The organism is Streptomyces sp. NPDC020379 (genome assembly GCF_044387105.1).
Classification (GTDB): Bacteria; Actinomycetota; Actinomycetes; order Streptomycetales; family Streptomycetaceae; genus Streptomyces.
Genome location: NZ_JBIRVR010000004.1, coordinates 224,977 through 237,411, shown reverse-complemented (window position 1 = coordinate 237,411; position 12,435 = coordinate 224,977). Strand labels below are relative to the sequence as shown.

9 protein-coding genes are annotated in these 12,435 nt (G+C 74.7%); 8 read left to right on the top strand and 1 reads right to left on the bottom strand.

Annotation, left to right across the window (positions count from 1 at the left end):
- The first annotated feature begins 4 nt into the window (after nucleotides 1–4).
- The 8 genes from ACH427_RS07645 (at nucleotide 5) to ACH427_RS07610 (ending at nucleotide 11,369) form a co-directional block, all read left to right on the top strand.
- A complete protein-coding gene (locus tag ACH427_RS07645) occupies nucleotides 5–829 on the top strand; it encodes a tyrosinase family protein (protein WP_398868496.1) in 825 nt (274 codons plus the stop codon).
- Nucleotides 830–1,041: 212 nt separating this feature from the next.
- Nucleotides 1,042–2,463, top strand: a complete 1,422-nt coding sequence (locus tag ACH427_RS07640; protein ID WP_398868495.1) for a hypothetical protein — start codon at nucleotides 1,042–1,044, stop codon at nucleotides 2,461–2,463.
- A gap of 17 nt (nucleotides 2,464–2,480) precedes the next feature.
- Nucleotides 2,481–3,479 carry a glutamate ABC transporter substrate-binding protein gene (locus ACH427_RS07635; RefSeq protein ID WP_398868494.1) on the top strand — a complete coding sequence of 333 codons (999 nt, stop codon included), beginning with the start codon at nucleotides 2,481–2,483 and terminating at the stop codon, nucleotides 3,477–3,479.
- A gap of 80 nt (nucleotides 3,480–3,559) precedes the next feature.
- Nucleotides 3,560–4,876, top strand: a complete 1,317-nt coding sequence (locus tag ACH427_RS07630; protein ID WP_398868493.1) for a hypothetical protein — start codon at nucleotides 3,560–3,562, stop codon at nucleotides 4,874–4,876.
- Complete coding sequence (locus ACH427_RS07625) at nucleotides 4,873–7,401, top strand: tetratricopeptide repeat protein (RefSeq protein ID WP_398868492.1); 2,529 nt, start codon at nucleotides 4,873–4,875, stop codon at nucleotides 7,399–7,401. The genes ACH427_RS07630 and ACH427_RS07625 overlap by 4 nt, the downstream gene beginning before the upstream one ends.
- 3 nt (nucleotides 7,402–7,404) lie before the next feature.
- Nucleotides 7,405–8,685 (top strand): protein phosphatase 2C domain-containing protein, encoded by a 1,281-nt coding sequence (locus ACH427_RS07620; RefSeq protein WP_398868491.1) that lies wholly within the window; start codon nucleotides 7,405–7,407, stop codon nucleotides 8,683–8,685.
- Between the two features lie 93 nt (nucleotides 8,686–8,778).
- The gene (locus ACH427_RS07615; protein ID WP_398868490.1) at nucleotides 8,779–10,152 is read left to right on the top strand and encodes a VWA domain-containing protein; all 1,374 of its coding nucleotides are present in this window, start codon (nucleotides 8,779–8,781) and stop codon (nucleotides 10,150–10,152) included.
- Nucleotides 10,153–10,367: 215 nt separating this feature from the next.
- A complete protein-coding gene (locus ACH427_RS07610) occupies nucleotides 10,368–11,369 on the top strand; it encodes an FHA domain-containing protein (protein WP_398868489.1) in 1,002 nt (333 codons plus the stop codon).
- Here ACH427_RS07610 and ACH427_RS07605 read toward each other — a convergent pair.
- On the bottom strand, nucleotides 11,350–12,330 hold the full coding sequence (locus tag ACH427_RS07605) for a methyltransferase domain-containing protein (RefSeq protein WP_398868488.1): 981 nt from the start codon (nucleotides 12,328–12,330) through the stop codon (nucleotides 11,350–11,352). The genes ACH427_RS07610 and ACH427_RS07605 overlap by 20 nt on opposite strands.
- Nucleotides 12,331–12,435: the final 105 nt, after the last annotated feature.

Genomic DNA, 12,435 nt, shown 5'->3' with positions numbered 1-12,435 from the left:
CCCCATGGCAGTGCGCAAGAACCAGGCGAACCTCACCGCTACCGAGAAGCGGAACTTCGTCAACGCCGTGCTGGAGCTGAAGCGCAAGGGCGGCTACGACGACTTCGTCCGGACGCACGACCAGTTCATCATGAGCGACCGCGACGACAGCGACCGCGTGGGCCACCACGCGCCGTCCTTCCTGCCGTGGCACCGCCGCTTCCTGATCCAGTTCGAGCAGGAGCTCCAGAAGATAGATTCCTCGGTCTCGCTCCCCTACTGGGACTGGACCGCCGACCGCGGGACCAACGCCTCCATCTGGGGCGCCGACTTCCTCGGCGGCAACGGCCGCAGCCGTGACGCCCAGGTGACCACCGGCCCGTTCGCGTACTCCACGGGCAAGTGGAACATCAACGTCAGCGTCGACAACCGCCCTTACCTCCAGCGCGAGCTGGGCGCCGGCGGCCAGCTGCCCACGCGGGCGCAGGTGGACGCCGTGCTCGCCGTGCCCGTCTACGACGTGGCGCCCTGGAACGGCCAGTCGGAGAGCGGCTTCCGCAACCTCCTGGAGGGCTGGCGCGGTCCGGGCCGGATCCACAACAGCGTGCACGTGTGGATCGGCGGCCACATGGCCACCGGTACCTCCCCCAACGACCCGGTCTTCTGGCTGCACCACTGCTTCATCGACAAGCTGTGGTCCGACTGGCAGCGCATGCACCCCACTTCGGGCTATCTGCCCGCCGGCAACACCCCGAACGTCGTGGACCTCAACGACACCATGCGCCCCTGGAACAACGTCACTCCGGCCGACATGCTCGACCACACGAAGTTCTACACCTACGACCGCTGACGGTCGTCCGGCCGGGCCCGGGAACCGAACGGGCCCGCCGTACGTGGTGGGGTACAGAGGCCGACGCGGGCCCCGGCGAAGATCCCGATCCGAACAAGATCGGCCGGAGGCCGGTGTGTTTGTCAGTCCCTGCGGCCATACTGACTGGCCGGGCACCTGTCCTCCACCGCACCGGATGACGGGCCGCCCTCAGCGACCGAGGGGGAGGTCTCGTGTCCTATCCGCAGCCGGCCGGAGCCGTCGCGCCGGCGACGCCCGCGCCTCCGCCCGCCTCGCCCGTGCCACCGGGCCCGCCCGAGCGGTCACCGGCCTGGCGCGAGGCGCTCGACCGGCTGCGGGCCGCGGCGACGACCGAGCCCGGGCGGCTGCGGATCATCGGCGCCGTCCTGGCCGTGCTGCTGGTCGCCTTCGGCACGGTCACCGCCTGGCAGGTGTCATCCCGGGCCTCCGCGGCCGACGCCGTCGTGGACCGCAGCCAGCCGCTGAGCGCCGACGCCGCCGACATCTACCGCTCCCTCGCCGACGCCGACACCACCGCCGCGAGCGGCTTCCTCGCGGGCGCGCAGGAGCCGCGCGCGGTCCGCGAGCGCTACGAGAAGGACATCGCGCGCGCCTCCGAGCTGCTGGTCAAGGCCGCCACCGACAGCAGCGGCCCGGACGCCTCCCGCGGCCGGATCGCCGAGCTCAACGCCGAGCTCCCGCAGTACACCGGCCTGGTGGAGGCCGCCCGCGCCAACAACCGGCAGGGCCTCCCCCTCGGCGGCGCCTATCTGCGCTACGCGGGCGACCGGATGCGCGACCGGCTGCTGCCCGCCGCCCGCGGGCTCTACGAATCGGAGACCGCCCGCCTCGGCTCCGACTACACCGACGCCGAGTCCTGGCCCTGGGCCGCCCTGGGCACCGGCGTACTGGCCCTCGCCGCGCTCGGCTGGGCCCAGCGGCGCTCCTTCCTGCGCACCAACCGCGTCTTCAACCACGGCCTGCTGGCCGCGACCGGCGCCGCCACGGTGGCGCTGCTCTGGCTGGCCGTCGGCCACGCGGTGGCCCGCTCCGGCCTGGAGCGCTCCTCCTCCCACGGCGCCGAGTCCCTCCAGGTCCTCAACGAGGCCCGGATCGGCTCCCTCCAGGCCCGCGGCGACGAGAACCTCACCCTGGTCGCGCGCGGCGCCGTCCTCACCAAGAGCGGCGACGACGCGTACGAGACGAGCTACCGCGAGGGCATGGACAAGCTCATCGGCGGCGGCCACGGCGGCCCCGCCGCCGGCTCCCTCCTGGACCGCGCCCGCGGCCTCGCCGACGACCGCGCCGGGCGCGACCCCGTGGACGCGGCGATCGCGGACGTACGGGAGTGGCAGCGCCGGCACGGCGACGCCCGCGCGGCCGACGACGGCGGGTTCTACGACAAGGCCGTCTCGGAGGTCATCGGCGACAAGGGCAGCACGGGCGAGTCCTTCGACCGCGTCGACGACGAGCTGCGGCAGGCCCTGGACCACGAGCAGAACGAGTTCCGGCAGGCGGCGGACGACGGGCGCGGCGCGCTCTCGGGCCTGGCGGCCGGCGCCGCCGTGCTCGCCGTCCTGGGGGCGGCGGGCGCCGTCCTCGGCATCGGGCGCAGACTGTCGGAGTACCGGTGACGGGGGGAGGCGAGGGCGTGAACGCACCACTGCGGGCGCTCGGCACACGAGTGCGCTCCAGGCCACTGCTCACGGCCGTGACGGCGGCGGGCTGCGCGCTGGCGACGACGGCCGCCGTGCTGCTGCCCGTCCAGGGCGGCGCCGCCGCGGAGCGCCCGGAGCGGCCCCCGGCCGCGGCCGCCGGGCCGGCGCGCGACGCCGCGGCGCCGAAGTGCACCGACCCGGAGGCGAGTCTGCGGCCGACGGGCGATCTGGACGGCCCGGCCGTCCGGCGCATCAAGGCCCGCGGCAAGCTGATCGCGGGCGTCGACCAGAACAGCTACCGCTGGGGCTACCGCGATCCCGCCACCAACGAGCTGAGCGGCTTCGACATCGACCTGGTGCGCGCCATCGCCAAGGACATCCTGGGCGACCCGGACAAGGTCGTCTTCCTCACGATCCCCACCAACCGCCGCATCCCCGCCGTGCAGTCGGGCAAGGTGGACATCGTCGCGCGCACCATGACCGTCAACTGCACCCGGATCGGCCAAGTCGCCTTCTCCACGGCCTACTTCGAGGCGGGGCAGCAGGTGCTGGTCCCCAAGGGGTCGCCGGTGAAGGCGTTCGACGACTCGCTGAAGGGGAAGAAGGTCTGTACGGCCGAGGGATCCACGGCGGAGGCCAAGGTGCGGGAAGAGCCGCACGGTTCGACCCTGGTGACCGTCCCCAACCACCTCGACTGCCTGGTGCGGCTCCAGCTGGGCCAGGTCGACGCGGTGGTCAACGACAACGCCCTGGCTGCCGGTCAGGCCGCCCAGGACCCCTCCGTGCAGCTGGTCGGAAAGCCGTTCACCACCGAACCGTACGGCGTGGCGATGAACCTCAAGGACGTGGACCTGGTACGCCGGGTCAACAAGGTGCTGGAGGACTACCGCAGCGGTGGCGCCAACAGCCCATGGATGAAGGCGTACCAGCACTGGCTCGCCTCCGGCCTCGGTGAGGCCGACGCCCCGCCGGCACCCGAGTACCGGGACTGACAGCGGGCACGCGCGAGGAGCGACGGGCACCACCGTTGAGGAGAGGTCGGCGGCAGGGCCGCGGACAGGAGAGGGGACCGATGGCGGTCGCGGGGCCCACCGGGCCGGCCTTGAGCCGCGAGGAGGTGGACCGTGCGCTGGCGAGGCTCGGCGCCGAGCACGAGGCCGTCGAGACCTCGCTGCTCGCCCTCCAGGACCACGCGGGGCGCCGCCTCCTGGAGGGGGCGGAGCTCACCGGCACCACCAAGAGCCGGTGGGCGGCGGCCGAGCTGCTCATCAGCCGGCTGTGGGTGTGCTTCGACGCCTATACGGCGGCCCTGACGGCCGCCCGCGAGCTGCGCGCGCGGCGCCGCTGGCCCAGCCAGGCCGAGCTGTCCGAGCTCACCGAGCTGCTGCGCGGCAGCGGCGTCACCCTGCCCGGCGACGCCACGCTCACCCTCGCCGCCGAGGGCACCGCCGCCCGCCTGAGCGAGCGGCTGAGCCTCCAGGAGCTCCTGGAGCGGATGAACGGCTGGTACGCCCAGGCGCTCGACGTGGTGGTCACCGCCGACGCGGTCTGGTCGGCGCTGCCCGCGCGGATCGACCTGCTGACCGCGGAGTTGCAGCGCGTCCGCTCCCTGGCCCACTCGGTCGGCGTGCGGCCCGGCGAGCACCCCTCCGGCGACGACCTGGAGGAGATCACCCTGGAGCTGGCCGCGCTGCGGTCCGAGGTGATAGCCGATCCGCTGGCCTTCTGGGCGGGCGCGTCGCCGAGCTCCGCGCCGGGCGGCGGCCGCCCCGACACCGGGCGCTACGACCGCGCGGCCCGCGCCCTGGAGGACGTACGCCGCGAGGTCGAGGCCGTCCTGGACGTCCGGCAGGACGCCGAGCAGCGGCTGCTCCAGGTGCGGGACGTCCTCTCGCGGGCCGACCGCACGCTGACGGAGGCGCGGCAGGCGCGCGCCGAGGTCCTGTCCAAGATCGCCGCGTTCGAGGTGCCCGCCGTGTCGGGCCCGCCGACCGCGCTGTACGAGCAGCTGGCGGCGGCGGCCGACCACCGCAGGCACGCGCGGTGGCACCGCCTGTCGCCGCTGCTGGAGGGCCTGGAGCAGCGGGCCGAGGACGAACTGCTGCGGGCCCGCGAGTCGCTGGCCGCGGTGACCGCCCCGCTGGCCGTGCGGGCCGAGCTGCGCGGGCGGCTGGACGCGTACCGCGCGAAGGCGGGCAGGCACGGCCTGACGGAGGACTCCTTCCTGATCGAGCGGCACGACGCGGCGCGCCGCATGCTGTGGAGCGCGCCATGTGATCTGGTGGCCGCCGAAATGGCCGTTCTGCGTTATCAGCAGGCGCTCGCCGACGCGCTGGCGCCGCCACCGACCGGGGCCCCGGAGCCCGTGGACCGTAGGGGGGAATCTTGAGCGTTGCCTGCCAGCGCCCGGGCTGCGCCGGGGCGTACGAGGACGTGGGCGGCGGTGAGCTGTACTGCGACACCTGCGGGCTGACCCCGGTGGTCTCGCCGCACGGCATGCTGGCGTCCCCGGCCACCGGGATGACGGCCGGGGGCCTGGGCTCGGGCCCGAGCGGCCCTTCGGGGCGGTCCGCGTCCGGCTCGTCGTCGGGATCGTCCCGGTCCTCGTCCTCCCGCCGGTCGGTGTCCGGCAGGCTGTCGCGCTCGCCGTCCGGCGGCTCCCAGGGGTCCGGGGGCACGGCGGGCACCCGGTCGGTGTCGGTGCGCAGCTCGCACTCCTCGGCGGCCCCGGCCTCCGGGCGCGGCAAGCTGGGCGCCGGGCTGGTGAGTGTGCCGGAGGTGCCGCGCCCGGATCCGCGCGCGGCGGTGCTGGAGAACCCTCAGGTGCCCGAGCGGAAGCGGTTCTGCAGCAAGGGCGACTGCGGTGCGCAGGTGGGCCGTTCGCGCGGGGACCTGCCGGGGCGCACGGAGGGCTTCTGCACCAAGTGCGGGCACCCGTACTCCTTCGTGCCGAAGCTGCGGGCGGGCGACGTGGTGCACGGGCAGTACGAGGTCGCGGGCTGCCTCGCGCACGGCGGGCTGGGCTGGATCTATCTCGCCGTGGACCGCGCCGTCTCCGACCGCTGGGTAGTCCTCAAGGGCCTGCTGGACACGGGTGACGAGGACGCGCTGGCGGTGGCCGTCTCCGAGCGGCGCTTCCTCGCGGAGATCGAGCACGCCAACATCGTCCGGATCTACAACTTCGTCGAGCACCTCGACCAGCGGACCGGCAGCCTCGACGGCTACATCGTCATGGAGTACGTGGGCGGCAAGTCGCTCAAGGAGATCGCCAACGGGCGGCGGCAGCCGGACGGGCGGCGCGACCCGCTGCCGGTCGGGCAGGCGTGCGCGTACGGCATCGAGGCCCTGGAGGCGCTGGGCCATCTGCACAGCCGCAACCTGCTCTACTGCGACTTCAAGGTCGACAACGCCATCCAGCAGCAGGACCAGCTCAAGCTGATCGACATGGGCGCGGTCCGGCGGATGGACGACCACGACAGCGCGATCTACGGCACCGTGGGCTACCAGGCGCCGGAGGTCGCGGAGGTGGGTCCGTCCGTCGCCTCCGACCTCTACACGGTGGCCCGCACGCTGGCGGTGCTCACCTTCGACTTCCAGGGCTACACCAACGTCTTCGCCGACAGCCTCCCGGACCCCGACCACATCGAGGTCTTCACCCGCTACGAGTCCTTCTACCGGCTGCTCGTCCGGGCGACCGACCCCGATCCGGGGCGGCGGTTCGGGTCCGCGCAGGAGATGGCGGACCAGCTGACGGGCGTGCTGCGGGAGGTCGTCGCGCTCGAGACGGGGCGGCCGCGGCCCGCGCTGTCGACGCTGTTCGGGCCCGAGCTGCGGGTGGTGGACACCCGGCTGTTCGAGGAGGCGGTCTGCGAGACCTCGGTGCTGGGCGCCCGGGTGACGGGCCGCGGCCGTAAGACCGCGGCCGCCGCGGTGCCCGCGCAGCGGCAGCCCGCGGGCCCGGGCACCGGCCGGGCGGCGGCCGTCACCCCGCTGGACACCCGGGCCGCGGCGCTGGCCCTGCCGGTTCCGCTGGTCGACCCGAACGACCCCAACGCGGGCTTCCTGGCGGGCCTGCTGGCCTCGCAGCCCGCCGAGCTCCACGCCGCGCTCCAGGCGGCGCCCACGCCCTCGCCGGAGCTGCGGCTGCGGCGCGTGCGGGCCCAGCTGGAGCTCGGCGAGGAGGAGCTCGCGACGAAGGCGATCGAGGCGCTGGAAGCCGCGCACCCCGAGGACTGGCGGGTCGTCTGGTACCGCGGGCTGCACGCGCTGGCCACCGGTGACCGCGAGACGGCCGCGCTGTCCTTCGACGCCGTCTACGACGCCTTCCCGGGCGAGCCCGCGCCGAAGCTGGCGCTGGGGGTGTGCGCGGAGGTGCTGGGGCAGCTCGACAACGCCGCCGAGTACTACCGCCTGGTGTGGGAGACGGACCAGAGCTTCGTCGGCGCCGCGTTCGGGCTGGCCCGGGTGCGGCTGTCCGCCGGTGACCGGGCGGGTGCCGTGGCCGCGCTGGAGTCCATACCGGAGGCGTCCGTCCACTGCACGGCGGCACGGGTCGCGGCGGTACGGGCCCGGCTGCGCGGACGCCTCCCCCAGGACGTGCGGCTGGACGACCTGCTGGCCGCGGCCGGCCAGGTGGAGCGGCTCGCGGACTTCGGGCTGGACGCCGTGCGGCGGGAGCGGCTGTGCACGGAGGTGCTCGGCACCGCCCTGGACCGGGTGCTGTCGGCCCCGCCGGGCGCGGCCGTGCTCCCCGGGCGCACCGCCACGCTGCTCGGCTGCGGCCTGGACGAGCGCGGGCTGCGGTTCGGGCTGGAGCGCTCGTACCGCGTGCTCGCGCGCCTCGCCCAGCGCGGTGAGGAACGGATCGAACTGGTGGAGCGGGCCAACCGTCTCCGCCCCAGGACATGGGTGTGATCGATGTCGCAACTGCCGCGCCCCCCACAGCTGACGGTATGTCCCTCCTGCCACGAGCCGCTGGAGCCGGCCGACAATTTCTGCGGCGGCTGCGGTGCCGATCTCTCGGCGCCGCCGCTGCCGCCGGCCGGGTCTCCCGCGGCTCCGCGCCCGGCGCCGGAGGGGCACGCGGCCGCGCGGGCGGCCGGCCGGACCGTCCCGGGGCCGCCGCCCGGCGGTGATGCCTCCGCGGCGCCCGGGACCGGCCCGGACCCGCGTGAGACGCGCGCGTTCGGGGGTGTGCCCGCGCAGGCGGCGCACGGTGCCTTCGGCGCGCCGCCGGAGCCGGGCCACGCGCACCCCGGCGCGGACGGCACCGGCAGGATCTGCGGGTCCTGCCGATCCGGCATGATCGACAAGGACGGGTACTGCGAACACTGCGGTCATGCACAGCCGCGCGAACGGGATCACATGGAGCACCAGTTGCCAGGCGTCGCGGCGGTCAGCGACCGCGGCCTGCGCCACCACCGGAACGAGGACGCGTACGCCGTGTCCACCGTGGCACTCGCGGACGGCGGCCCCGCCACCGTCGCCGTCGTCAGTGACGGCGTGTCGTCCGCCACCCGGCCCGACGAGGCATCGGCGGCCGCGTGCGCCGCGGCGCGCGAGCGGCTCGTGGCGGCCCTGCCGGCGGGTACGGACCCCCGGCAGGCCACCCACGACGCGATCGTCCAGGCCGCCGAGGCGGTCACCGCGCTGGCCTCGGCACCGCCCGCGGAAGAGGCCCGGCGGCACGAGGGGTACCGCCATGAGAACGCCCCCGCCTGCACCATCGTCAGCGCCGTCATCACCGGCGACCTCCTGACGGTGGGCTGGATCGGCGACAGCCGCGCCTACTGGGTGCCGGAGGACCGCGCCACCCAGCCCGCCCGGCTCACCGAGGACGACTCGTGGGCCGCCCAGATGGTCGCGGCGGGCCTGCTCACGGAGGCCGAGGCGTACGCGGACGAGCGCGCCCACGCGATCACCGGCTGGCTGGGCGCCGACGCGTACGAGGTCGAGCCGCATACCGCGTCGTTCCACCCGGACCGGGAGGGCGTCGTCATCGTGTGCACCGACGGGCTGTGGAACTACGCCGAATCCGCCGAGCACATGGCCGCGATCACCCCGGCGGACGCCCGTCAGCGGCCGCTGGAGTGCGCGCGGCAGCTGCTGGCCCACGCGCTCGACGGAGGGGGCCACGACAACGTAACGGTGGCGGTCCTGCCGTTCCCGCTGCCGCTCGAAGGGGCAGGATCGGCCTGACGCGCGTGTCCACGGGGGATGCACGCCGCGGTGCCGGGCGCGCGGCCGTCCCCGCCCACTTGTTGCTTTGCCGAGTACCGAGGAGCGGATCAGATGGCCACTTTCTCCAAGCCGGGTGTGCCCCGGTTCGCGGTCGAGGTGTATCAGAACGCCCATCTGCCCGAGGGCGGCCGCGATGTCGACGCGATCGTCACGGTCACCTCGACCGGCACCTCGACCGGTGGCAGCGCGACGGGAGAGACGCCCATCCCCGCCCAGCTCTCCCCGGCGGGGCACGCGCCCCGGGCGCAGGCCCCGGACGCCGCCGTCGTCATCATGGTCGACTGCTCGGGCTCGATGGACTATCCGCCCACCAAGATGCGCAACGCCCGCGATGCCACCGCTGCCGCCATCGACACCCTGCGCGACGGCGTGGCCTTCGCCGTGGTGGCCGGAACGCACCAGGCGAAGGAGGCGTATCCGGGCGGCGGCCGGCTCGCGGTGGCCGGTCCCGTCACCCGGCAGCAGGCCAAGGAGGCGCTGCGCAAGCTCACTCCGGGCGGCGGCACCGCGATCGGCACCTGGCTGCGCCTGGCCGACCGGCTGCTGGACGCCTCCGGTGCCGCGATACGCCACGGCATCCTGCTGACCGACGGCCGCAACGAGCACGAGGAGCCGGAGGCGCTGCGGGCCACGCTGGACGTGTGCGCGGGCCGGTTCACCTGTGACGCGCGGGGCGTGGGGACGGACTGGGAGGTCAAGGAGGTCACCGGCATCGCCTCGGCGCTGCTGGGCACGGCCGACATCGTCGCCGATCCGGCCGGGCTGGCCACGGACTTCACGCGCATGATGCAGGCCACCATGGGCAAGGAGGTCGCGGACATCGCGCTGCGGCTGTGGACCCCGCAGGGCGCGGAGGTGCGGTTCGTCAAGCAGGTCGCGCCGTCGATGGGGGACCTGACGGGCAGGCGCGCGGAGTCGGGGCCGCGCACGGGCGACTATCCGACGGGCTCGTGGGGCGACGAGTCGCGCGACTACCACGTGGGCGTACGGGTGCCGAGTGCCGCGGTGGGCGAGGAGATGCTGGCCGCGCGGGTCTCGCTCGTGCTGCCGTCGCCGGACGGCTCCCCGCCGGAGGTGCTCGCGCAGGGGCTGGTCCGGGCCATCTGGACGGACGACCCGGCGGCGTCGACGTCCATCAACCCCCAGGTGGCCCACTACACCGGCCAGGCCGAGCTGGCCGAGGTCATCCAACAGGGCCTGGACCTGCGGAAGTCGGGTGACGTCGACGGGGCCACGGCCAAGCTCGGCCGCGCCGTGCAGCTGGCGAACCGGTCCGGCAATGAGGACACCGCGAAACTCCTGGCGAAAGTGGTGGACGTCGTGGACGCCGCGACGGGTACTGTGCGGCTGAAGGCGAAGGTCACGGCCGAGGCCCGGATGACGCTCGAAACGCGCTCGACCAAGACCGTACGAGTGAAGAGGTAGCGAGGAACCGCGCGGGGGCGCGCGGCGGCCGCCAGGGCCGCGGTGGAGCCTCCCGGCGGCAGACCGGCCGGGCGTCGCGCCTCGGTCCGGGCCGGGTCCGCCCCGGTCCGGTGGCGGCCCGGCGGTCACCGGTGCGCGGCCCGGTGAGACGATCCGGTGCGAGCGACCGGTGCACAGACCGGCGACGAAACGGCACACAAGGGGGATCAACCGACATGCCGACCTGCCCGAACGGCCACCAGTCGGCGGCCGACGACTGGTGCGAGGTGTGCGGCCACCGGATGTCGGCGGCCGCCCCCGCGGGTGCCGTGCCCCCGCCACCACCGCCCTCCGCACCGCCCCTGTCCGGCCCGGGCGGTGGCTATTACGGGGAGACGACCGTCCAGGCGGAGCTGTGCCCGCGGTGCCGTACGCCGCGTGAGGCGCAGGCGCCGTTCTGCGAGGAGTGCCGGCACAACTTCCTGACGCACACGGGGGCTTCGTTCGGGCCGCCGCCGGTGCCGCAGGCGCGGGACCTCCAGTCGGCGCCGCCGCCTGCCCCGCAGCACACGCAGCCGCCGCAGTCGTACGAGTACTACGGTTCGCGTCCGTCCCGGATCAACCGCCCGGCCGAGCCGCTCACTCCGGAGACCCACCCGGCGACTCCGTCGTACGGCGACGACGGCGACTGGATGCTCTCGCCCCCGAACTCCGCGCCGGCGTCGGCGTATCCGTACGCGGAGCACGCGTCGCCGTATCAGGAGTATCAGGAGCCCGCGGCCGAGGGGGCGCCGCAGGGCGTGCCGCCGCAGGCGGGGCCGCCCGCCGCGGCCGCGGGCTGGACGGCTGTGGTGGCACCGGACCGCGACTACTTCCTGGCGATGATGAACCGCAGCGGGCCGGAGGCGGCCGGGCTGAACCTGCCCGCCTACTCCCCCGAGCTCCAGCTCCCGCTGAGCGGCCCGCAGGTGACGATCGGCCGCCGCCGGCACAGCACCGGGGAGTCCCCGGACATCGACCTGTCCCGGCCGCCGGAGGATCCGGGCGTCTCGCACCAGCACGCCATGCTGGTGCAGCAGCCGGACGGCAGTTGGGCGGTCGTCGACCAGGACTCCACCAACGGCACGACGATCAACGGCTCGGAGGAGCCCATCCAGCCGTACGTGCCGGTGCCGCTCCACGACGGCGACCGGGTGCACGTGGGCGCCTGGACCACGATCACACTCCGCCGGGGCTGATCTCCCGGTCCAGGGGCCACCGCCAGGGGCCGTCCGGGGTGTCCAGCCAGGTCCACTGGCGGTCCCCGGCCACGGTCAGGCCGTAGCGTTCGCGCGGCGGGCGGCCTTCGTCGTGCCACAGGGCGAGGGCGTCCGCCGGTGCCATCCGGCTCACCGCCAGCAGGAACTGGAACTGATCGTTTCGCAGCAGGCGGCAGGGGATGCCGCTCCGGTCGGGCACCGGTGGCACGGCGGCACCACGCAGCGGCACGAAGTAGGCCGGTGTGTGCAGGAACCGCCCCTCCGCGTGTGCCGCGTCCGTGACCCGCAGGGCGATCAGCCCGGTGGCGAGCGGGGCGAGGACCAGCGCGCCCGGCCTGCTCTGCGCGATCCAGGCGGGCGGCACGGAGGGCAGGGCACAGGTGGCCATGATCCGGTCGAAGGGGGCGCGTGACGGGCAGCCGAGCGCCCCGTCGCCGGTGACGACCGTGGGGTGGAAACCGGCCTCCGCGAGGTGCGCGCGGGCGGCTTCCGTGATCTCGGGGTCGAGATCGACGGTCGTGACGGCGGCGTCCCCCAGGCGGTGCGCGAGCAGGGCGGCGTTGTAGCCGGTGCCCGCGCCGATCTCCAGGACGGCGTGGCCCTCCCGGGGGTCCAGGACCGCGAGCATCCCGGCCATCAGGGACGGCTGGCTGCTGGAGGAGATCAGCTCGCCGTCCCGGACGTACGTGGCCAGCGGCTCGTCCGCGTAGACCCCCGTCAGCCAGGCTTCGCGGGCCCGGGGGTCCGGGTCGGCACGGGAGTGCCGCCGGTATCCACCGGGCGCGCCCACGTAGTAGTACGGCACGAACAGCTCGCGCGGGACCTGCTCGAAGGCGGGCCGCCACCGGGGGTCGGCCAGCTCGCCGCGGGCGGTCAGCTCCCGTACGAGCCCGGCGCGCAGGGCGGCCGCGAGCTCTCGGTCGTAGGCGTCATCGGCCATGTGTCCAGGGTGCGCCGCCGCCGGGCGGGGTGCGAAGGCTGCCGGGCGCGCGGGCGGCCCCGGAAAGGGCGATGGTCCTACTTCTCCGGTCGTCGGCCGTGTGGT